The organism is Microcystis sp. 0824 (genome assembly GCF_003112475.1).
GTDB lineage: Bacteria > Cyanobacteriota > Cyanobacteriia > Cyanobacteriales > Microcystaceae > Microcystis > Microcystis aeruginosa_C.
This window is the reverse complement of record NZ_BDSM01000032.1, coordinates 1-23,896: the sequence shown is the minus strand read 5'-3', so window position 1 is coordinate 23,896 and position 23,896 is coordinate 1. Positions and strand designations below refer to the sequence as shown.

Below are 23,896 nucleotides of genomic sequence, written 5' to 3'. Positions count from 1 at the left end.
TCGATTCCCCCTGGGCTAGAACTTTCCCAAGCTTTTTGAGGGTTCCACTGTCCCAGACGGTGAGAGGGATAAGACTTGTTGAACAATGCCGTTGAGGGATTTAACCTTGGTCAAATTTTCCATCTGGGACTGCATGCCCTCAGCGACAGCAGCGGGCAAACTTTTCTGTATTGCTCCCAAAATTTCCACTCGCTTGATCGAGTCAATTCCTAGTTCTGCTTCCAAATCCTGATCCAAGCCCAACATATCAATTGGGTAGCCAGTGCGTTCACTGACTAATTGCAAGAGAGTTTTGGTCAAACTCTCCCGTTCGAGCAGCACAGAGGGTACAACAGCATCGGCAGCAGTGGGCAGATTGGGAGATGCCGTTGCTGGCTGGGGCTTGAGCATAGGCTCTTGCTGCTGAATTGTGGGACTAACCGGTGTGGGACTAACGGATATCTGAGGCAGTGCAGCGGGTCGGGAAGGGGGTGGGGAAATTCGGGGGGGTACTGGCGGCGAAGCAGGGGACAGGTTAGCACTTCCCCCTCCATTGGAGGCAAGGGAAAGTACAGGTTGGGCCGCTGGCAGGCTCCGCTCTGGCATAGCCACTGATCTTGAAGGAGTCATTCCTTCTACCTGACTGGCTTGGAGAAATTGCAGCATTACCTTCTCCTGAAGAGTCAAAAACTGACGCATGGTCTGCTGGTAAGCTTGATAGGCTTGTAAAGCCACCGAGCCAGCAACTGAGGGTTCTTGGCTAGTAGAATAAGTTTGTGGAGTTGCTGGTTGGGAGAGCGGGGGAAAATTTTGTTCAGACATTGTTCGCTGGATTTTGGGTTGCGGATTTGAATTAGTAGGAACTATGGGGTTTAACCCGGTGAGTTGGGAAGGGGAATGGGCATGAGGGGCAGGACTAGGCGGCTTGACTGGCTCAAATCGCTCTATCCCTAAGTCTGGCTTCGCCTCGGTGTTACCGTTTTGCCCTTTTTTCTCTTGTCTGCCTAGCATAGACGTTGCCAAGGATAGGGGGGGGAGCTTGCCGCTATAACTATTGGTAGCTCCTAATGACCTGACACCACCACCGTTGACCAGCCAAGTGGTGGGTGCTAATTGAGAAGGGCCCATTAGCTCTGCCAGTCGAGATAATTCCAGCTGCTGGACTTGGCGACCAGCAAACAGAGAAAGGAGTTGCACCTCTTGCCCTCTGGTAATTAGAGTCCCTAAGCCCAGCAGAAAGCCTCGCAGTCCTCCCCCTTGGCCATCTAAAGATACGCAAGTATGCTCTTTGTCTCCTAAAATTTGACCGACGAACTTGGTCAGGATGCTTTTTGGACCGACTTCAATAAAGGTGCGAGCGCCAGCTTCATATAAAGCCTGAATTTGACTGACGAACTCTACTGGACGGAGAGCCTGTTGGCTTAACTGGCCACGGATGCCATCGGCATCTGAAGGGTAAGGAAGGGCTGTAGCGTTAGCATAGACAGGAAACTGGGGGGACTCAAAGCAGCCAGAATTTAACTGACGGGTCAACTCTTCCTGAACCTCTGCCAGCAAGGGCGAGTGAAAAGCTCCGGCCACAGGCAGCTTTCTAGCGGTAATGCCGTTGGCGTTCAAACTGTTGATTGCTTGTTCGATCGCTGCTTGCGGTCCAGAAATGACGGACTGAAGGGGAGCATTGTGATTGGCTACCACAACTCCTGGAAAACTATCAAGATATTGTGCCAATTCCTCGCGGGTGATTTGCACGGCAGCCATAGCTCCCTCAACCCCCTGACAAGCTTGGGACATAATCTGGCCTCTAAGGGCAGAAAGATTGAGAAATTGAGCTTGGGATAGCACACCGGCAGCGTAGAGGGCTGTATATTCGCCATAACTGTGTCCTGCTGCCAAATCTGCCTTAATGCCCAGCTTGGCCAGCAAGGCTAGATAGCCCGATTCCACGGCTCCTAGAGCGGGTTGAGCTACCTGAGTCTGTTTAAGCTGTTGTTCATTGCTAATTTCTGCCGCTTCTGAATAGGCACTGGGGGGATAGATATACTGACTCAGCAATTTTGGGAAGCGATCGCCCAGATGGCTGTCGGCAAATTCCAAAGCTTGGCGCATCTCTTGCCTATAGAGAGCAACTTCCCTGGCCATGCCGGGATATTGCGCCCCCTGCCCCGGAAAGAGAAAAGCAGTGAGAGCTTTTGTCCCAGTGGGGGTGTGGCCTTCGGAGAACTGAATCTCAGGGGGCAGGGGACTGGCAGAATCGCCTGCCAGATAACTAAGAGCCGAGGACAAGCTGGCGACTAACTCTGACAAATTACTGGTCACGATGGCTAGGGTTGCTCCCCTGCCTAGGTGGTTTGTCGCTGTTAAAGCGCAACTGTAGGCCAGATCTCCCAGTCGCGGTTTTGCTCCTCCTTGCAAAGCTGTCAGCAGAGACCGCACTTTTGGCAATAATTCTTGGCGATTCTCGGCAGCCAAGATCACCAATTCCCAAGGCCAGTCATCTCCTCCCAGGGCTGGTCTGTGAACTGCTCCCCCATACTCCTCGAGAATGGCATGAAAATTCGTCCCCCCAAAGCCAAAAGCACTGACCCCTCCCCGGCGAGGTTGGTTGGGATTAGTCAGCCAAGGATGATTGTCTTTTAAGAGATAGACCGGGCTTTCCAGATCCACAATCGGGTCTAAGGGTGTCTCAACCCCAAAGTGAGCGGGTAGGACTTTGTGATGTAGGGAGAGGGCTACTTTCATTAGTCCAACGACTCCAGCGGCGCTTTTAGTATGTCCGAGCAAGGTTTTAATGGAGCCAATAGCGCAGGATTTTTGCCCTGCCTCGGAGGCTTGTAGAGAACTGGTAATTGTTTCTAACTCTGCTCGATCACCGGCCACCGTTCCCGTGCCGTGGGCTTCATAGAGTCCCAGGCTAGCGGGAGAAAATCCCGCTTTTTCGTAAGCTCTCTGTAGCGCTCGCTTTTGTCCTGCCGGCAGGGGAGCAGTTAAACCCAAGGCCTTACCGTCGCTGGAACCAGCGACCGCTTTGATAACTGCATAAATTCGGTCTCCATCCCGTTCCGCATCTGCCAGACGCTTGAGAACAAGGATGGCAATACCTTCGCTGATGACAATCCCGTCGGCAGCTTTATCGAAGGAGCGAGGCTGACCCTGGGCAGAGAGGGCATGGGTCTTGCTAAAGCAAAAATAAGCGAAAGGGCTTTGCCCGGTGTCAATGCCCCCCGCAATACAGAGATTGCTTCGTCCCGTTTCCAATTCCGTCACTGCTAGGTCAATGGCAGCCAAGGAAGAAGCACAGGCCGCATCAACGGTGAAGTTAGAGCCTCCACAGTTAAAACGGTTAGCCACCCTGCCAGCTGCCACATTCAACAGTAACCCTGGAAAAGTTTCTTCCGTCCATTCCGGTAGACGATCCCATATCTGTGGGGAGGGATTTTCAACCACCCTCGGCACTTCTGCTCGGGCCGCATACTGCCCGCCCAGATCTCCTATCCCTCCACCCGCACCCAAGATGACCGAGGTACGTTCTCGATCGAAATCTCCTCCCCCGTAACCCGCATCTTCTAAGGCTCTTCGGACAGCCTCCAAAGTCAATAGCTGTAGTGGTTCGATGGACTTGAGAGATACGGGAGGGATCCCAAAGCGCAGAGGATCGAAGGGAACCTCATCGATGAAACCACCCCATTTGGAATAGACCTTATCTCGTGTTTGTGGGTCAGCATCGTAGTACAAACGCCAGTCCCAACGGTGAGGAGGAATTTCGCCAATAGCTTTTACCCGGGAGAGGATGTTTTTCCAAAAAGTCTCCGGTGCGTCTGCTTTAGGAACAAGGGTCGCCATGCCAACGATAGCAATATCTGAGGGTCGGGTTGGAGCGGGGACTTTCTCTTCACCCGCTGGAGAAAGAGAAGTCAGGAGTTGCCCGCTGCCTTCAGCTACTTCTTGATGCAAGCTGCTGACGCTGATCACTTGATGGCGCATGGTTGCCACCTGACCGATCATGTACATCCCTTCGCTAACCTGTTGCTCTTGGTTGACCGAGACTATTTGCCCTGTCTCATCGCGCCGCAAACCTTTGGTAGCTATGCGTAACCGTCCTAGAGTCAGGTCTTCCAAAACGTTCTTAATTTCTTCGGCAGAACTGCCCCGGGCCGCCATTTGCCGGCGGGTGTCGTAGAATTCGCGGGCAAATGGGGTGACAGCGCAACGGCTGGCATGGCCCGGTCCGGTTTCTAAGTTGATGGTCGATTGGCAACTGAGGGCTTGGGCTTGAAACTCTGGCAGGATTGCTCCACAAGCTACTGCTTCCTCCGTAAAGAGGTAGGCGCTGCCCATTAACACGCCAATTTTCATGCCCCTTACTGCCAAAGGAGTGGCCATGGCACTGATCATAGCGGCCGAGAGGGCGTCATGAATCCCACCGGCGAAGATGGCGTGAATTTGCTGCTCTGCTCCGGCTGACACTTTCTCTAACAGGGTAGCAATCATGCTTTCCCAGAGGACAAAACTGCTCAGTGGCCCCACGTGTCCCCCGCATTCTCGCCCTTCAAAAATAAACCGCCGCGCCCCCTGTTCGAGGAACATTTTCAGGAGTGCTGGCACGGGAACGTGGAGGTAGGTGGCAATTCCTTGGGCTTCCAACTTCGCTGCCTGATCTGGCCTGCCCCCAGCAATCAAGGCGAAAGGCGGCTTAATTTTCTGGACTTCTTGCAGTTGTTCTTCCCTAATTGCCTGTGGAACAAAGCCAAGGATACCAATGCCCCAAGGTAGCTCTCCTAGAAGGGCTTGGGTTTTCTGCAACAGTTCCCCGACCTGTTTTCCCCGCATCAGAGCCAAAGCTAAGAGGGGCAGTCCGCCTGAGCGAGCAACTGCATGGGCAAATTCTGCCGTATCGCTGACTCTAGTCATTGGCCCCTGGACAATAGGATATTTGGTGCCGTGGGAAACTGCCAAGGGAGTTTCCGCTTGTAGAGGTTTTAGCTCTTGGGCTGTCTGCACCTGTTCCTGACTGCCCTTGAGCAGAGCTTGTAGAAATTTACCTGTGGTCTGGTAACGCTTGCGAAAATCAGCCGCTAACCCGCTCGCTTGTCCCATTGGCCAAGCTTGAGTAGCAGGATTTGCCCAGCCAATTAGGGAGGTGGCTCTTTGCCGCCAGATCTGGCCAGAAACTGAGGTTTCTTCTTGAATCTCTATCTGTGCTGCCATTTCTTGCAACTTGGCAACGGCAGCAAAACCGGGACGAGACAAGACACGACAAGCGCGCCCCAACCTCTCACCGATGGCGATCGCTTCTTGCCCGTTTAAGTAACGTAAGTATTCCTGCCATTCTCCAGGCAGAGGAGATTCGGGCATCAGCCATAATTGATCGTCTAAGACAACGCCTGCTGCACCGGCAGCCCGACAAGCGGCCGCGGTATGAATACCGATTCCTCCTTGTACATAGATGGGTAGGGAGGAGGTTTTCAATAATTTCTGAGTGAGAATAAAAGCGGGATCTTCTCCTACCCAACCGCCACTTTCCTGTCCTTTGGCTACCAATCCAGCTAAGAAAGGAAACAGAGAAGCTAAGAGAGCCAGTTGATTGGCATCGGTTATTTCCAGCAAAATTAGGCGATTTTCCCCTGAAAGAAGCTGTAATTTCTCTCTGAGCGTTTCAGCAGTTGCCTCTTGCCAGCCACTGAGAATCAACCAGTGAGATTCTAGTTCCAATCTAGCCAAAAGTTGGCTGCTCTGCTCGATCTGTGTTAAATTCAGTCTCAGTCCGGCTGCTCCGGGAGCATTTTTTAAAGCTAAAACCTGCTCTATATTACTAATTGCTCGCTCTAGATTTTCTGGTTGACAAAATTCTCGATCGAGTATCCCGATTCCCCCAGCCCGAATGCTGGCGATGGCTAAACCAGGGTGTTCTAGCTCAATGGGACTCAGAGAAAAGCAGTTGAATTTATCCATCATAACCTCTAATTTTGATTAATTTAACTATCTTGACAAGCCTGTAATTGCTGGATGATAGCTGTTTGCTCTTGTTCTAAGTTGCGACCGATAAAAACCGCTTGCGTTGGCATTTTTCCGCAAATCTCCGGGGCTACAACCTGAAAATCAAAACGACCGCAAATAAAATTAAACAGACAGGATGTTGCTCTATCATCTAAATTGAGAATTCCTTTGGCACGATAAACTTTTTGGGAAAGTTCTCCGAGAAATTGCTTGAATTTATCCAAGTTCACCAATCGTTCTGTCTGATAACAAAAAGAGGAAAAATCTTGATGGCTGTCGCGGAAACCCTGAGCAGATTTGGTCACTTGAGTTTCCAGTAGTTTTGATTGTCTTCTGTAAAGATTAGCTCCTAGGGCGAACAATAATTTGGGATCGATATTGCTGTGAGTAGTTTTAAATAAGGGGGCTCTTTGATTCAATTGACGGAGATGGCTTTCGACTTGCTCAATTTCTAGTTCTGTCACTAAATCTGTCTTATTCAAGATCAGAAAATCTGCCGCTCTTACCTGCTCGTTGAGTACTTCTTCTTCGGCTGCCAACCGCAAAAACTCTGAAGCATCTACTAAGGTGATTACTGAATCGAGGACGACATCGAGATAGTGGAGGCGCTGGATCAGGGGAAAGGGATTTGCCAGTCCAGTGGTTTCTATGACTATTAAATCGGGCTTTATTTGTTCTTGAATTTCCCGAAAGGCGTTGTGTAAAGAGAAGATGTCAACACTACAGCAGACGCAACCACTATTCAATTCTACTACTTTATCTATATTTTCAAATCCTGATACTACTTTACCATCAATTCCCAAGTCGCCAATTTCATTCATGATAATCGCCACGCGCTTCTCTTGAAAGACTTTTTCCAGGGAATTTCTTAAAAGTGTAGTTTTGCCACTTCCTAAAAAGCCAGCGATTGCGTTGCAAGGTGTTTTAAGCATAAACCAATTTTCATAAATATCTAAGGTTATTAATAGTCACAAATCACCTCTAGAAAGTTCAGTTTTTCATGGCTACTATCTCCAACCAAAGTCGGGGAATTTCTTTGATTTGTAGATTGTTTAAAGTAACTCCCGCCGCTTCTTGCAAAGCTTCACTAGCTATCTCTACCGGATAGCCACTTAGGGCGACTTCAGCAAACCCTGCATAGGCACCAATGGTTTCCAAACTTTGCTGTGTCAGCATAACAGTACGCTGCTTATCCTGAATAATCTCTAAATGGTGACTATTGAGCAAATCCCGCCATTGAAGTGGAGAGAACCATTCATTGCCGAAAGCTCGATTCCCCTTGCCTCGCTTTCTGCGGATGCCTTCTTGACCAGCTTGCTGCAATTGGAGCAATTTCTCGGAGACAATAGCTAAGGCTTCTTTCATCCATTCAGTATAGACCGATTCTGTTCCCTCGGGATAGGTGCCGATAAAAAAGCAAGAATTAAAGGCAAAAATTCCGCCAGGACGCAAGACTCGACTGATCCTTTGGATTAATTTCTCTTTGTCGGGAAGTAAATGGATGGCATTGCCCATCAGGACGAGATCCATGCTGGCCGGTTCTAAGTCAAAATCATCAGCACTACCGACTTTTAGCAGCACAGCACTTTGCCCGGATTTTAAAGCTGAATTAAGTGCGTCATGGTCTTGAACGAGCATCTTTTTTTCTTTAAATAATTCCCGCGCAATCTCGAGAGATTCTGTCGAAATATCTATGCCAACAATCCCTACCTCTGGTTTGATTTCTAGGAGCAATTCACTGAGAGTTCCTGTACCGCAAGCAAGATCGAGAACCTGGCTGACATTTTCTAAGGGCAAACTGTGTAGAAATTCTCGGTTTGCTTCTAGGTATTCGGGTTGCAGGGAAAATGGTTCATAAGAAGTAATGACTGGCATATAACAATTCCTTGTCTTGGTTTTATTTTAAATTTGGGGACATAATCCTTCTAAGAAGGGAACTTCAAAGCATTTTTCGTGCATCACAGGCCCGTGTCCGAAATAACCGTCTTCTCCAAACAACTCTCCATGATCTGCGGTGACAATAATGTGAGTGTTAGCAGGACATTTACGAAATAGCTCACCTAGCAAACCATCGACATACTCAACACAACGAATTTGCTGTTTGTGTAGCTGCTCCATTTCTGCTGAATTGAAAAATGACTTTTCGGCTTTTTTTTCTGTCTCGGTTTCAGTTTGCAGCAGATCGTCCATTCTCTTAAAAACTCCATGCACTCCAGATATATGGGGCAGTTCATCCTCTTCCAGCATATAAGGATAGTGGGTTTCTCCTAAGTTAAAAAAGTAAAACTGAGGTTGTTCGTCGCGAAATTCTACTTCCTCAACCATTTTGGCAAATTCATTGTGAGTGGGCATTAGTCGATAGTCATCAAAGTACTTATTAATACTCGTAAATTGGTTGAGAACAGGTAGAGAAACTCGGCCAATAGTTTTATAACCTTGGTTTTTTAAGACTTTCGGTAAGGAGAGTTGGGGAATAAAGGTTTTAAAGGACAAGTCTGGGATTCCTAAACGATCTACCCATTTAGCAAATTCTTGTTTATAAACTTCAGAGGCAAACACGCCCCGAGGACTTTTGTGAGGAACCATGCCCATCAACATAGCATAGTGGGAAGGGGATGTCCAAGAAGCATAGCTATACCGGCGTTCAGCCTTACCCAGCCGATCCATATTGGGAGTTGATGCCGCAGAGTAGCTGTCATGACGGCAGCTATCCATAACAATATAGATGAGATGGTTAATCATGTGTATCTATATACAAAATGTTCCCCACCAATGTAGTTAAAAAATCCCGCAATGTCAAGAGATAACGGTTAGGCTTACCCTAAGCCTAACCTATTTAGTCGATTGTTGCTTAACAACTGAGATGGCAAATTCTCCTCAAATATGCCTGAATTATGGGTATGCAACTTACATCACATAAAGTTCATTTTGTTAATAATTGTTAAGATGCGATGACCTTGTTAATCTTGGGTATTGCATTACTAGGAAAAGAAGCGGTATAATCGGAAGGGAAATATTTGATGCAGCAGAGGAATCCTTCAATGTCGTTTACGCCCCAAGTCAAGCGAGTTACCAAGCCTACTCAAAAAAGCCCATCAATTAAAACAGCGTCTCAACTAATGAAGGAAAAGCGCTATGATGAAGCTCGGGAGGCTTTTGAAGAAATCCTTGAAAAAGACCCAGGCTCTAAGCAAGCTCATCTTGGTATAGGCAGCATCTGTTTAAAACAAAAAGATTATGAAGGAGCTTTGATCCACTTCGGGTCGGCGAGGAGAATTGACCCAATGATGGCTAAAGCTGCTCTTGCCGTTGGCAATGTTTACTACAAACAAAATGAACTGGACTCGGCCATTGAAGCTTTTAAAGATGCCGTTAATATCGACCCTACTACCCCTGCTGGTTATCTGGGGATGGGGAGGGTTTTATTAAAGCAAAAGAAATACCCTCAAGCTAAAGAGCAAGTTCAAAAAGCACTGGTCTTTAACCCTCAGTTAACTCCAGGGCGCTTGCTCATGTCTCAGATTTACCAAGAACAAGGAAATACAAAGGCAGCAATTGATGAAATCGAGTCTGCACTGAGGATGAATCCAACAGCTTGGAGTGCTTATCAAGCCCTAGGAAATATCTACCTAAAACAAAAACAATATAACCTCGCCCGCAAAAATTTTGAAGGTGCTCAGCAATTAAATCCTAAAATTCCTGTCGTTGCCAAAATGGGTTATATAGAGGCTTTAATTGCAAGCAATGCTCTCGATGAAGCATCCGCAATTTTACGCGATCTGCCGAACAAAAAACCCATAGAAGCCAAAAAACAAAAATTATGGGGGGATCTTTATACTCGTCAAGGATTTACCAAAGAAGCTGCAGAAGCCTATCGAGCAGCCAATTTACTGGCGGCAGAACAAGGAGAGGTCGCCAGCGAACTTTCCACTTTAGATATGCTGATAGAAGAAGATGACGATAAATTAGGATAAATCCTCGAGACCTACAAAGAAAAAGCAACTCAGCAAATTGCAGGGCAAGCGCATCTTAACAATCCTTGACAAAATAAACTTTGTGTGAGTTGCTTACCCAGAGGGCGATTCTGGCATATTTGAGGATAATTTGCTATCTCAATTGTTAAGCAAAAATCGACCAAATGTTAAGATTTCGTAACTATTCTGATTAACTGGTATCAGCTGAAATGCCCATGCGGATCACAAAATTAGCCAATTGTCAATAGCTTTTGAGATGCTCTCACCCTGCAGCAAATTGCCCAAACCCAATTTAGTAAAAATCCTTAAATCCCCAGACAGTATAGTCTTTAAAGACTATACTGTTAGTTCCCGCAAAAAAGCCAAATAATGTTTCTTGATTTTCAGAGAGCTTCTCTCAAAAAACAACAGATATTGATAGCTATTATCGTTACTTTATCTGTCTTTATAGGCGTGTTTCTAGCAATTCATGCCTCGCTCCAACTTCAGCAGCAGTCTAGTAATCTTCTCCCATCCCAACTGCCGTGGCAGATTTTCCTAGCGTTCCTTGTGGCTATTCTTGTAGGAGGATTTACTTTTGCTTTGGAATTAATAACAATTAATCAAATGGAGCGGGGTTTCAATCAGATTCAGCTTGAGTTGAGGGCATTAGGGAGTGGAGATTTTAATCCTTCCACTCATCTAGAGTCACTAGCTTTGCCCAAAGAGATGAGGGAAGTAGGGAGCTATTTCCCTCATCTGAAGTTAGCTCTCTCAACAAGCTTGAGCGAGCTACAACAAAAACTTGAGGAGCAAGGAACAATCCGAGAAAGCTTGCAAGCTGAACTGACGGGACTTGAGAATACTCTTGCAGAGCAGAAGCTCTCCAACGAAGGTTTGCAATCTCGACTAATTCGGATACAACAAGCACTTGAAGAGGCTCTCGAAGAAAATCAAGCACTAGCAAGAAAAGTGAGTCAAAAGAGAGCAGAAGTCGAGCAACCCGAAGGGGAAGTCGGAGATTTTATCGCTCAGATGCAAGGCGAATTTCAACAGGCACCTAAGTCGGTTGCTTCTCTGACTTCCAGTTCCCTAGAAGAGATCGTCCAGTATAAGGAGGAGCTTGAATATCGCATTACTTGGCTGCGGACGCTACTTGAAGATGCAGAAAAAGAACTCAAACTAATTTGTATTACCTATGAATTATAAAAACAAGTTTAATTTTTTCATACTTCAGAAAGTCCATAAAGATTGAGGTTTATAATTAAAAACTAGAATCTTGAAGAGGAGAATTAACAATGAAGACCCTTGTGCCGATTTCTTGGTATTCCGATCCCGAGATTTTCAAGAAAGAGCAAATAGTTCTCTTTCAAAACCTTTGGAACTTTGTCGGATTGACCACCGACTTAGAAAATCATAATGATTATATTGCTAAAGATCTAGGAGGACAAGCTATTTTTGTCCAGAATTTTCATGGAGAATTGCGAGCGTTTGATAATATCTGTTCCCATCGTTTTAGTAAGATTCATCAAGAGGATAAAGGCAATGGGCCAGTTAGGTGTCCCTACCACGGATGGATTTATGACAGTGCTGGCATCCCGATTAACATTCCCTTACAGTCCCGCTTCGATTTTTCCGATTGTACACCGGAATCTTTTCAATTGAAACAATGGTTAGTTGATACTTGTGGCTCCTTTGTTTTTGTGAAAAAAAATGATGATGGTCTGACCCTCAAAGAGTATTTAGGAGGGATGTATAGTCGGTTATTAGATTTTTCAGAGTCAATGGGTGAGAAAGTTGACTGTCAAGAAATGATCATTAAAGCCAACTGGAAAATTATCGTTGAAAATACTTTAGATAGCTACCACATCTGGGATGTCCATCCCGACTCTCTCGGCAAGTATGGAGCAGTTGACGGGTATTATTGGAATGACGACTTCCACTCGACTTACCTCAGTAAAGCCAAAAAGCTAGATGCAAAAGTCAAAAAGTTTACCACAGCTTTTGCAGATCGAAAACTGAAGATAGATGGCTACCAGCACTATTTGATTTTCCCACTTTTAACCTTGTCCACTCTGTTTGGGATGTCTTTAAATATGCACGTTTTCACGCCTCTTAGTTCTACAGAAACCAAAGTTACCAACTATACCTTTATGGGAAAACTTGATAATGCCAGTCTGGAGAAAATTCTATTTGATATGAGTAGCAAAGCCTCAGCTAACTTAGTTACTCAAGTTTGGGATGAAGACAAACCTGTCTGCGAATCAGTCCAGCTAGGAATGGTTTCAATCGATAACTCAAGGGATTATAAACAAGGAATTCTTAGCAGTGACGAGCGCCGCCTTCATACTTTTCAACAACCTTATCTTAAGCTCATGAATTTGGTGCCATCCGCTGCCTGAAAAATCTGACATCTTCCCACGTCATAATTTTGATTTGGCGTGGGTTTCTTGCTCTTGAATTCGATTTTGAACGTTTTTGGCACAGTTTAAGATCAAATGCAGCAACGCCGAAAAGCGCATTCGTTCAAGGCAAAGTAAACTGTTGCAAAAATTTCCAGACCACTTCACTAGCATTTATTGCCTGACTGTTCTTGCCCACTAGATTTTTATGGTCTCGATTGCTAAAATCGTTTTGGTTAGCTCGTCTCATGATTCGCCCTCCAGGCCAACCATGACCTCCTCCCTCAATGCGATAGAGCATGACAGTGGCGTTTTGATGACAACCTGAATACTGGTAAGATACCACTGTAGTTCCATCCTGCTCCATGTCAGGAAGTCGTTCTTCTTTTGGCGTTGCCGAGCAGCCGTTATTTTTGCGCCAAAATGCCACCGTCTCAGGAACTGAAAGGATTTCTCCTCTGGCACCCACTGTCATTTCCCCTCCTACCCAAGGGACAAGTCTATCCTCAGTGCCATTGATCATAAGTATGGGAATGGGTCTTTGGGGCCGACATCTAGATTCGAGGGATTTTGCCATCGTCGAACTTACAGAGGCAATCGCAGCAATTTGGTTAGCCATTTCGCACCCTAATCTTTGGGCAAAAAACCCGCCATTGGAACCCCCAGTAACATAGATTCTTTTTCTGTCAACATTCCTCAATTTTTCTACGTCTTCAATCACGGCCCGAACGAAAGCAACATCGTCAATTTCTGGGTGAACCTCAGGGGTGTTGCGTCCGTCATTCCATTGCCCCCCAGCAGCACCTAAGTTAATGCCGTTGGGATAGACAACGAGAAAATCTTCTCTATCAGCTAAATCGTTAAACCCGGTTTTCGCCGCCATGGTATCACCTTGACCAACACCACCGTGAAAAGCTAACAACAGTGGCATAGGTCTGTCCGTAGTATCAGAATCAGGAGTGTAAAGATAGTAACTTCTTTCTAACCCTTGATTGTATAAAGTTCTCAAGACCATATCTTGATTGAGATTAACTCTACTTCTTCTTCTCATTCTCTGCGATAGTGACTGTTCCTTTAAACTTTCTTGGCCTTGTGGCTGGCTGGCATAACAAGCGGTCAAACATAAGAGAGTAAGCAGACATAAAAGAAAAATCATGCTTGTCATTCGCCTGAGCTTGCCAATTTTCATTTTATAGCGGTGTGCAGTCGTATGAGGTACAGTGTCACGAGCTATAAACCATGCTAGGCAAAGCTTGGTCTGTATCTCACTCAAGCGCTTACCGCTATAAGCAAATTGTCAACATTATAAGGGAGTTATTGGATTTAAGGAAGCCAAGACCAAATTTCGATCTGGAAGAAACGCACAATCGGACTGGAAAAAGCGACAATGAAGGGTTTCATCGGCCCTTCAATCTTAGCATAGCCCGTCATCCCAGTCTTAAAAAGGTGTTTTCCATAGGGAATTTCCACCAAAACCTTCACAACTGGTTCTGAAGACAAATCGGCCGTTGTTGTGCTGTTGCTGGCCGCAGGGGTAATGGAGACAACTTTCCCCATAATGGTTTCCGTGGGATAGGCATTGAGTTTGATTTGAACATTTTTACCAATCGAAAATTGTCCGACATCGTACTCTGGAACTTGCACTTCTGCCAAGATCTTGGTAGCATCTTGCGCTATGGCAAAGGTCTGTCCTTGATCCAAATAGCTACCCACTTTGGTGTCCAGATAAGGAGTTACTAGATAACCATCCAAGGGCATGACTAAGGTGGTGAGTTTGAGTTTATCGCGCTCTTGCTGCTCTTGTTTCCTTAAGCGTTCTAGCTCGGCACGAGCCACTTCCACATCCTGCCGAGCCGCTTCAATCTCGTCGGGGTAGGGACCGGCTAACAGTAACTTGAGTTGAGATTCACTTGTCTCCAAAACTCTTTGCTTGCTTGCTAGCTGGCTGCGTGCTTGTTCGATTACTTGTTGCTGTTGTAACAAAGCCTGGCTCTTTTCTTCCGCTTCAATTTTCTTGGTTTGAGCGTTCCTTTGGGCATCTTCTACAAGATTTAGGGCAATTGCTCCCTCTTTGTAACCTTCTTCCAGGCGAGAAGCCTCACGGAAATAAAAATCAGCTTGGGTGAGCGCGCTTTCTATTTGCTTCTTGATTACCTCTAAATTTTGCTTGTCCACTGCTACCTCTTTCTTAGCTTTATCTACTTCTTCTCGAGCTATCTTTACCTGATTGCGGGCTACTTCCACATCTTCCTTTCTTGGCGTGGCTAAAAGTTTAGCTAGATAAGATTGCTTAATTTTGACATCGCCTAGCGCTTTTTCGATTTGAGATTGCAGCGTCTCTATCGTATCTTCAATATCGACATCTTCCATCTGGGCAATGACCGTTCCTTTGCGGATTAATTGCTCATTACCCCCTGGGAACATGACGCGAGTAATTTTGCTTTTACCATCAACTTCAGCCTGAATAGCCACCTCGGCGGGAGTGAGTAATTGCAGGGGACCTCCTGGCATAGTCCGATAAGGCAGAAAAAGCAGCGCCACCAAACCAGCTAGGATAAAAAATTTCAGATTTTTCTTCAGCCAAGGCTGAAAGCCCTGGCGAGAGCGACTTGATGGCTTTTTTGAGTTCTTAGTCTCTTCTGTCAAGTTAGAAGAAAGGCCAGTCGTAGCTTGGGAATTCCGTCCCCTGAAGAACAAGCGAGAAATCTGTTTGCGAAAACCGATGAATACCAGGACGGAGACGATAATTATCGCTGATTCAGCCCCAAAAATTTCTGGAAAAAGTGTATATAGACCTTTGGCAAAATTGGTAACGATCAAATAGATCATCAATAAACAAAATAAGATACTCCCCAGACCAAAGCCAGCAAGCATCAATTTTTCTCTCGTCGATAAAAAACTAGGCAGATTCCGCCCCTTGATCACCATCCCCCACGCTCTGAAAGACTGAGACATAAAGTTATCCGGCAGTCGGAAAAAAGCGATCAAGAAATAATAGCCATAGAGAGGCCAGAGAGGGCAAGCCATCAACACAAAAGTTGCCAAAGCTGCATGGGCGAGCAAGAGGAGCCAAATATGAAATGCTGTTCCTGAACTTCTCTGTGCGTACCAAAAAATCATACCAAAGCTAAAGATAAAAAGGCGCATGATCAAGGGAGTCCCATAGATCCAGAGTTGGGCCTTTCGTGGTACGCTTTGATACTCTCTCAGGTCCACATGGAAGTGAGGCTTGAATCCTAAAGCCAAGGTCATGCCAAACACGCTGGAACGTCCGCCATAGGCAGCAAACACCGTCCCTTGAATAATACGGCCGCATAAATTCAAGATTAAAATGTCAACTAAATAACTTAGGACAAAGGGTAAGCCATGAACAAAACGCCCCACGTCATACCATAAAACCGTCCTATTATTCCAAAACGTCAATAGAGCAATAGGTAAAAGAGGCAGCAATAGCCAAGTTGACCATCTAAGCCAACGGTGGCAAGGGTGAGTCCAACGGGCTAGGCTAGTAAAAACGGCATCAGGGTTAGGATGTTTCCAAATAAAAAGCAACGAATGCTGCTTGGATTTTTTCTTGGTTGGCGAGGAGTTTTTGTGACCGTTTCCTTCCTCGGATTGAGAGGATGGCAATTGGTTTTGATGCGGTTCTAGTAGTCCAAAACTATCAATCTGTCCAGCAAACTTCTGGTAATCTTCTTCAGTGAGACTGATATTAAAGCGTTCTTGAAAACTAGCCAAGATTTCTGGTACAGATGTCATCCCATCCATAAGTTGACATAAAAAATATTCTTCTTCCCCGAATTCAAAAGTTTCCTGAGAGATGGGATCTTGAATAAAATAACGCTTGGCCGAGGTTTGACGATCTATTTTCCTGGTGACAAGCAAATCCTCACGCAAGCAATTGGAGAGAGGCATAGGCATAGAAGAGCTATTAATAAAAAATTATAGACATGATACTAGATTTATTTTAAAGCATAGTAGAACTCTTGCAAATTAATTATATGTTATAAGTAGTCATGCAAAATTAATTACCCAAATAAAAAATTCCTGACAGGGGGACAAGCAAGCTGAAAAGCTTATGTAGCATGGAATACAGACACAGACTCCAAAAAAAGATAAGTCATATTTACTATATATGACCTAAATAACGAAAATGATAAGTGAACTATACCGGAAAGTCTTAGAGAATGAACTGGGGCGAGCCAGATATCTACTGTTGTTAATGATAGTTGGAACCTTGCAAATACTAAAGCAAGCTAAGTTAGAGATATTAGCAGAAGCATTACCAATACCAATCCTGTTTGAGAGCCGGAGAAAAAAACTAAAAAGATTTTTAAAGCTGGAAATTCTGAATATTGAAAAAATCTGGTTTCTCTGCCTAAAAGAGATGTTAAAACAGCAGGAGAGATTCACAATAAAAGGATTAGTATATATTGCCATAGACCGGACGAGTTGGGCAGCAATAAATATCTTGATGGTGAGTCTAATTTATGACAAGAGAGCCATCCCAATCTATTGGGAGATATTAGATAAAAAAGGAAGTAGTAATCTCGAAGAACAGCAGCGAGTATTGGGGAAAATATTGACGGTACTATCAGGTCATAAAATAGTGGTGTTAGGAGACAGAGAATTTTGCTCGGTTAGTCTTGGAAAGTGGCTTCAGAAGCAGAGTTTATACTTTTGCTTAAGACAAAAACAAAGTACAAATGTGAAGACAAAAGAAGGAGTTTATCAAGAAATGAGAGGATTGGGTTTAAGTCCAGGAACTAAACTATTTTTGAATGATGTCAATCTTACAAAAGAGCAGGGATTTGGAGAGTTTAACTTAGCTGGTAAGTGGGAAAAAAACTATGGGGGTTTTCAAACAAAAGAACCTTGGGATATTCTGACTAACTTTGGAGATTTAGAGACGGCAATAATTGCCTATCAAAAAAGATTTGATATTGAGGAGATGTTTCGAGATTTTAAGTCGGGATGCTATAGCTTAGAAGGTTCTCAATTAGCACCAAAATACTTATCAAAGCTGATAATTCTTATAGCTATCGCCTATACAAGTGCCACACTACAAGGTAAAAAAATTAAGGATATGGGAATCCAAAAATATGTCACAAGACCTGAAAAAAGATATAAAGGTCAACGCAGACACAGCAGTTTTTATGTGGGTCAACATCTCTATCATTGGCTACAGCTACATCAAATGTTCCCAAAAAATATAGAAGAGCTAATGCAAATTAGCCGCTATCGGTTGAAGGATTACATCAAAGGACAAAGAGCTATATCGCTTGCCCTATCTACCTTCTAGCTCGCTTGTCCCCCTCTCAGTCTAATAATGCCTCTCTTTGTTGTTGATTTTTCTGGGCAATGAAGGGATTCCGACAAGCAATTAATCTTTCGTCGGGATAATCTTCGCTCTCAAATTCCACCAAGTTTACCTGATCAAATAATCCTAATTGAATCACTTCTACCTCAGCCATTTTCCGAATTTGAGGCTTAGTTAAACCAGTAATATAGTCTAATCCTTCTATCGGTTTTACTAATTCCTTGATTTTCGAGTTAGTTAAAATTCCTCTATCACTTACCCAGACAACATTCTCAATCCCCCAACCCTTTCTGACTTTCTCAATTTGTCCGCTTAAAGTAGCACCTTCTGAGGTGTTTCCTTCAAATACTTCTACTGCTATCGGACAACCCTTAGCTGAACATAACAAACCAAAAACTATCTGAGTTTCCCCTTTCTTTTTATCTCGATTATAACTATATTTTCCCAGTTCACAACCATTGCCTTCTAGGTAAGTAGAAGTGACATCATACAAGACTAATGTGCCTGATTCTAAGTGTTTAAGTGCTAGGTGCTTCTCAATTTTCTCTTGTTTTTCTAATAACCAATCTAAGGCGTTATATAATTCGTCTTCATCGGCTTTCTCTAAGTCTAACAATTGTCCTAAACTCTGACTGCCAGTCTCACTATTAAACCCTCTCGCTGTGGCTAGTTTCGATTTAGGATTGATGATTCTTGCCACAATCATCGCCACCACTAAGTTTCTGATTCGTGAGGATTTTTCACTGATTATTTTATCTAAACCCAATTTTTTAATCGTCTCTAAAATAGCCATTACATGACCATGAGGAAGACTTCTAATCACTTCAAAATGATTGGGAATGCCTTCATTCATGGACAGTGTTGCCCCTTTAAGAGCCAGTTTTAGATTGTCGATAATATCATCGGGTAATTTTGAGAGATTGGCCAGGGTTCTTTTTTGACTTGATCTCCTTCTCGATAGGAATCTGGTCGAAGAACAGCGGGGGGGGAATTACGGTTAGGAACTTTTTCTATATACATGGCTATCATTTTAGCAAATGGAGAGAATTCTTGTCCATTAAAAAATGTTACAAATTACATGGGTACATTAAGAAAAGTTAAGGGGGTGCATCCATTGATGGATAAGGGTTTTCGGCTATTATGGTATATATGTATGGGGGAAGTTCAGTGATAGGTAAAAATTAAAAACCTAGATCACTTAGGAATGGTAGCCGGACTATGGCTCCGTCCATGAGAGTATCCTTTGGCTTAATTCCCGTCAAGCTATCTGGATTTGTCGTTTCTTGGATCGGGTTAACTGGATTGGACAAGAGGGAAGAAAGGGCATATAGCGGTAAGCGCTTGAGTGAGATACAGACCAAGCTTTGCCTAGCATGGTTTATAGCTCGTGACACTGTACCTCATACAACTGCACACCGCTATAAATATATATAGAACCAGAACTCAGAAAGCGCCAAATTAGTCAAGCCAAGGCTACTATCTAGCTGAACTGGCAATTGGACGCTTGCCGCGCCAATCTCTGCCAATTTTAAAGAGTTATCTTCGATAGAAGTATTGCCACTGTAACCAAAGCCAGTAAAAAATTGTTTTGAGAATAGCTTATCAGCTCTCATCTCGTCAATTGAGCGATCGCTGAAAGTCGGCGGAGAAAACTGAGCATCATCAACCCCAGCGAATAGGTTGTCATTGCTTGCTCCACCAGTGAGAGTATCCTTTGGCTTAATTCCCGTCAAGCTATCTGGATTGGTCGTTTCTCGGCCCGAATTAACTGGATTGGACAAGAGGGAAGAAAGGGAATAAATATACACAGAGCCAGCATCAGGCACTGGAGGAACTTCGTTATCATCTTGAAAAGCACTCACGGCTAGGGTATCGCCATCAATTACTACCCGCTTGCCAAAAACATCACCCGCTTTTCCATCGATAGCGGTAAGTTTGTAAACTTGCGTCCAAACCCCATTGATTTTCTGAAAAATATAAACCGAACCCGAATCTACTCCTCGATCATCATCGTGGCGAGGACTGACGGCGATCGTATTATTACTAATAGTAACAGACGTACCAAATTCTTCCCCCACTTGTCCATCGTTAGCAGTCAGTTTAGCTGTTTCTTGCCATTTTCCGTTTACTTTCTCAAAAACGTAGGCTGCACCTTTAGTTCCGCCACTTTCAGATGCTCCGACAACAATGGTGTTACCCTCAATAGCCGCGGGTGTTCCAAACTCATCTCCATTTTTTCCATCGCTGGCACTCAATTTTGCCGTTTCTGTCCAAATGCCATTAAGGTTTTCATAAATATAAACCGAGCCAGAGTTTGGTTGTGATGCATTGCTTTTGACTGCTCCGATGACAGCCTGATTACCATCGATATGGATATATCTACCGAAAAGAGCCCCCGGTGAGGGATCGCTGGCATAAATTTTGCCAGTTTCTGTCCAAATCCCATTAACGACGTTATAAACGTAAACACAACCTGAATCCAAGCCTTTCTGATCGGAGCTGCTAGCTCCGATCAGGATAGTGCCACTATCGGTGGAATCAAAAGAACTGCCAAAGCGATCTCCTTGTTTCCCATCACTCGGTCTAAGTTTGACTGTCTGCGTCCACAGTCCTCCACTCTCCCTGAAAATATACACGGCACCAGAACCTCTCTTCCAAGATCCGACAAAAGCTCTGCTGCCATTCAGCCTGATGGTGTCACCAAAGAGGTCTCCTGCTCTGCCATCTTTTGGCTTGAGTTTCGCTCTCTCCGTCCATACACCATTAATGTTATTAAATATGTAGGCTGAACCAGAGTCCAATCCATTGTCATCATCTCGAGCGGTTCCGACTAGGAGAGTATTGCCATCGAGGGAGACATTTTGTCCAAAGGAATCATAGGCTTGTCCGTCGCTGGCCGTGATTTTAACTAAAGAGTTATCTTCGATAGAAGTATTGCCACTGTCACCAAAGCCGGTAAAAAATTGTTTTGAGAATAGCCCATCAGCAGCCAGTTCAAAATCACTAATCTCATCTCCTTCAATTGAGAGATCGCTGAAAGTCGGCGGAGAAAACTGAGCATCATCAACCCCAGCGAATAGGTTGTCATTGCTTGCTCCACCAGTGAGAGTATCCTTTGGCTTAATTCCCGTCAAGCTATCTGGATTGGCCGTTTCTCGGCTCGAGTTATCTGGATTGGACAAGAGGGAAGAAAGGGAATAAATATATGCAGAACCAGAATCAGGAACTTCGTTATCATTTTGAGAAGCACTAACGGCTAGGGTATCGCCGTCAATCACTAATTCCTGAGGCGAACCTAGGCCAGTATCAGTTTTGTGAACTATGAAGTTACCCTCAGGGGTCTTTTCGGAATAGTAAATAAACGCTCCCGTCTCAGCAACAAATGGTTCTGTATCTCTATGGAGATTGCCGTCATTACTAACCTTACGATAGAAATTTTCTTGAGGATCTATGTCTACCAACCATACTTGTTCAGAACCATCGAATACTATCTTCCCGCTAGGGGCTTTCTTAGTAAGTAGGATACTAATGTAAGACTTACCATTGTAGACAAAAGGCTCAGGATAATTAATGAATGGTAATTCAGTCAATGGAGAAGTTATTGTCTCGAACTTGGTCCACTGACCTTCAGTACTATTTTTAATGTTTCCGGCGAAGTTGGTCGCATCTCCCAAAAAAACATTGGCATTGACACTTAGTCCACTCAGACCTAATCTTAAGTTGCTCCTAGTCAACAGATCAAAACGGTAGAAATCATATTTATCTTTTAATCCTACCGAATCAGAGAATGTTTGAGGAAATGGGGTGGCATCAAGTATGCCAATATCATCATATTTAAACAACATATAGAATCCCTGTTTAGGTGGTGGTAATTAAGTCATTCCACAAGGCAGATATCAATCATGCTCAAGAAAATGCGCTTGTTCTCAAACTAGGCAACAAATTGAAAATAGCTTTGATTGATATCTAGATTGGTAACTCCTTGGATAATTCCAATGAGATCTTTAGAGTTTGATTACTCGTAATAGTTGATGTAAGTATCACTACCTACGGTCACTAGATTATGTCGTTGCCGCCCTGGGCATTATCAAGCATTTCATTGGCATCGCCTCTCAGGAAATTTTGCCTTCCCCGTGCCAACAAAGTATCGTCGCCCCCCAAGCTATTGTCAAACATTTGACTAGCATCACCGAACAGAGCGTTACTATCCCCTGTTGCTCTCAGGTAATCTTTGCTGCCTTGGGTAAACTCAATCATGGCATTCCCTTCGCCATAGAGAGCGTTATAGTTTCCTCTTACTGCTAGGGAATCATCTCCAGCCAGCATTGGAGGTTCTAAAATCCCATTAATATCACCGTAGAGCAACTCAGAGTCACCTAAATATTTTAGGTTATCGTTTACACCTGGTTGTCCTAGAATTGCCATGGTAGAAGTCTCCTTAATCAAAAAAGTTTATCTGATTGACAATACCCTAAGCACTGAGGCGAGGGATTCTCGAAGCCCATCACCGCGCTTTCTGGTTTCCCCTGCCCACATCTTACACGATAAATGGACAAATATACCCAAGCTTTTTGGTCAAAGTTGGACAGATATATAAGCTATGGTTTTTAAAAATTTCCCCAGTGATTAGAAAATTTTAATCAAGAGAGGAAAAATATATAAAACCCACATTCCGCACCCTAGTCGTTGAAATCAAAAGTTGCTCTAGCCCTTGTATAGTAAGACTTTTAGTGATTACTAAGAATTATGAAGTGTCACACTCTAGTCAATGATCGCCAGCTTAATGAGAGTTTATCTCAATAATTTGGTATCAGAGCTATCAGATTTTTAGGGCTAATTGTGAATTTGCTGGGCTAACAAATTAGCCTGTAATTCAGAGCCGGCAATCGTTTTGACGATTTAGATAAAATTTTCAATGTGACACTTTAGGGTGCGGAATGTGGGATAAAACTTCATGGTTTTGACCGTCAAAACTAGAGTTGCAGAAGAATTAATTCCCTGACGGAAGAAAACAGAAGAAAACGGAAAAAAGGGGGCGAATGCAATTCACCCCTACAGTAACTTCCTTTTTTTCCTATAAAAAGATAAACCGTGCAACCCCGGGACAAACGCAGGTTTTAGAAAGACAAAAAATCCCGTTTAATACATCTATCTAGGGCTGGCTGAAAAAGCCTGAAATGCCGATAGGAAAAAGGTTTTGACTCAATAAAGTCGAGAAAAAAGGCCCAAAAAAAGGTAAAATACACTAAAAGCCAAGCACTTTTTTAGTACAAATGTATCGTATCTCGACCGCAACTCCATCAGAACCCGAATCATTTGAACTGCCCTTTGGTGGAAAACTATCAGATGAAAACCGTTGGGTTATTATGGCCAACTTAATTCCCCGGGAAAAATTTGAAGAAGAGTACGCAAAAAGCTTCTGCGAAAACAAGGGTGCGCCCGCCTTACCATTTAGGGTAGCAATGTCCGCATTAATTATTCAAGAAAGATTAGGAATAAGTGATAGAGAAACCGTCGAACAAATTAGGGAAAACCCTTACATACAATACTTTATTGGGCTAACAAACTATCAAACAGAAGCTCCATTTGATGCCTCAATGATGGTATATTTTCGGAAAAGAATTAAGTTAAATCTCCTCAACAAAATTAACCAAGAAATGGTGAAAAAAGGACGAGAAATTCTCGAAGACAAAGAATCTGATGCCAGAACAGAAGAGCGAGGAGAAGAAAGTGAGCGGCCCAATGCAGGAAAATTAATATTAGATGCGACTTGTGCGCCCGCTGATATTAAGTATCCCACAGATTTAGACCTATTAGACCTCTTGCAAAAATTTTTTATGGTATAATGAAAGGTTTATCTATTTCGTCTTTGAACTTCTAAATTTATGATCTTTCCACCATTATTTTTCCACAGATACGGTTAATCAACTCTCAATACATTATTCGCACGACAAAGATATCTAGCTTGTTATTATCAGCTAAATTAAAAGAATATAGTTAGTTTTTTGCTTAGGTTTTTGAACCTAAATCGTTATTGTAAATTCCAGCGATTAAATGACTTCTTAATCCAAATTTATATCGGCGATTTCGATAGGGGTAAGAGAGAATTTTGAAGATTTTTAAACAGCGATTAACATTTTCTACAGCTACTCTTATTCTCCCTAATTCCCGATTATATTTCCTCTGCTCCTCCGAGTAATTCTTTCCTCTTGGTTTCCTAACAGGAATCTCACTTAGTTCATGAATTT

Annotated in this window: 13 protein-coding genes and 2 pseudogenes; 5 read left to right on the top strand and 10 right to left on the bottom strand. The window is 43.9% G+C overall.

The window, feature by feature from the left end; translation table 11 throughout:
- Window positions 1-15: 15 nt before the first annotated feature.
- Genes N0824_RS12820 through N0824_RS12805 form a run of 4 tightly spaced genes read right to left on the bottom strand, consistent with a single transcriptional unit; the run spans window position 16 to window position 8,715 of the window.
- On the bottom strand, window positions 16-5,931 hold the full coding sequence (locus tag N0824_RS12820) for a type I polyketide synthase (RefSeq protein WP_108937045.1): 5,916 nt from the start codon (window positions 5,929-5,931) through the stop codon (window positions 16-18).
- Window positions 5,932-5,951: 20 nt separating this feature from the next.
- Window positions 5,952-6,905: a GTP-binding protein gene (locus tag N0824_RS12815; RefSeq protein WP_108937044.1), complete on the bottom strand. Its 954-nt coding sequence runs from the start codon at window positions 6,903-6,905 to the stop codon at window positions 5,952-5,954.
- Window positions 6,906-6,963: 58 nt separating this feature from the next.
- Window positions 6,964-7,848: a class I SAM-dependent methyltransferase gene (locus tag N0824_RS12810; RefSeq protein ID WP_002793312.1), complete on the bottom strand. Its 885-nt coding sequence runs from the start codon at window positions 7,846-7,848 to the stop codon at window positions 6,964-6,966.
- Window positions 7,849-7,875: 27 nt separating this feature from the next.
- The gene (locus N0824_RS12805) at window positions 7,876-8,715 is read right to left on the bottom strand and encodes a sulfatase-like hydrolase/transferase (RefSeq protein WP_108937043.1); all 840 of its coding nucleotides are present in this window, start codon (window positions 8,713-8,715) and stop codon (window positions 7,876-7,878) included.
- A gap of 299 nt (window positions 8,716-9,014) precedes the next feature.
- On the opposite strand from N0824_RS12805, the gene N0824_RS12800 reads away from it, so the two are divergent.
- From N0824_RS12800 to N0824_RS12790, 3 genes are all read left to right on the top strand, one after another.
- Window positions 9,015-9,947, top strand: a complete 933-nt coding sequence (locus tag N0824_RS12800; protein ID WP_108937042.1) for a lipopolysaccharide assembly protein LapB — start codon at window positions 9,015-9,017, stop codon at window positions 9,945-9,947.
- Window positions 9,948-10,316: 369 nt separating this feature from the next.
- Window positions 10,317-11,135, top strand: coding sequence for a hypothetical protein (locus N0824_RS12795; protein WP_108937041.1), 819 nt, complete (start codon window positions 10,317-10,319; stop codon window positions 11,133-11,135).
- 101 nt (window positions 11,136-11,236) lie between these two features.
- Entirely contained in the window at window positions 11,237-12,328 is a 1,092-nt protein-coding gene (locus N0824_RS12790; protein WP_233256434.1) for an aromatic ring-hydroxylating dioxygenase subunit alpha, read from the top strand.
- Window positions 12,329-12,452: 124 nt separating this feature from the next.
- Here the strand turns inward: N0824_RS12790 and N0824_RS12785 are convergent, their stop codons facing one another.
- Both N0824_RS12785 and N0824_RS12780 read right to left on the bottom strand, forming a co-directional pair.
- Window positions 12,453-13,379 carry a PHB depolymerase family esterase gene (locus tag N0824_RS12785; protein ID WP_233256433.1) on the bottom strand — a complete coding sequence of 309 codons (927 nt, stop codon included), beginning with the start codon at window positions 13,377-13,379 and terminating at the stop codon, window positions 12,453-12,455.
- Between the two features lie 272 nt (window positions 13,380-13,651).
- Complete coding sequence (locus N0824_RS12780; RefSeq protein WP_108937039.1) at window positions 13,652-16,249, bottom strand: HlyD family secretion protein; 2,598 nt, start codon at window positions 16,247-16,249, stop codon at window positions 13,652-13,654.
- A 301-nt stretch (window positions 16,250-16,550) separates the two neighbouring features.
- Here N0824_RS12780 and N0824_RS12775 point away from each other — a divergent pair, with 301 nt between their 5' ends.
- Complete coding sequence (locus N0824_RS12775; RefSeq protein ID WP_233256432.1) at window positions 16,551-17,630, top strand: IS4 family transposase; 1,080 nt, start codon at window positions 16,551-16,553, stop codon at window positions 17,628-17,630.
- A 19-nt stretch (window positions 17,631-17,649) separates the two neighbouring features.
- Here N0824_RS12775 and N0824_RS12770 read toward each other — a convergent pair.
- The 3 genes and pseudogenes from N0824_RS12770 to N0824_RS12755 all read right to left on the bottom strand — a co-directional run.
- Window positions 17,650-18,668 (bottom strand): annotated as a pseudogene (locus N0824_RS12770) (IS1634 family transposase); the annotation flags it as partial.
- A gap of 398 nt (window positions 18,669-19,066) precedes the next feature.
- Window positions 19,067-21,493, bottom strand: a complete 2,427-nt coding sequence (locus N0824_RS12760; RefSeq protein ID WP_233256430.1) for an FG-GAP repeat protein — start codon at window positions 21,491-21,493, stop codon at window positions 19,067-19,069.
- 211 nt (window positions 21,494-21,704) lie between these two features.
- On the bottom strand, window positions 21,705-22,073 hold the full coding sequence (locus tag N0824_RS12755; RefSeq protein WP_108937036.1) for a hypothetical protein: 369 nt from the start codon (window positions 22,071-22,073) through the stop codon (window positions 21,705-21,707).
- An 848-nt stretch (window positions 22,074-22,921) separates the two neighbouring features.
- Here N0824_RS12755 and N0824_RS12750 point away from each other — a divergent pair.
- Window positions 22,922-23,467, top strand: a pseudogene (locus N0824_RS12750) (transposase); the annotation flags it as partial.
- Between the two features lie 190 nt (window positions 23,468-23,657).
- Here N0824_RS12750 and N0824_RS12745 read toward each other — a convergent pair.
- Window positions 23,658-23,896: transposase family protein (locus N0824_RS12745; RefSeq protein WP_146184278.1), on the bottom strand; the 239-nt coding region annotated here is incomplete at its 5' end.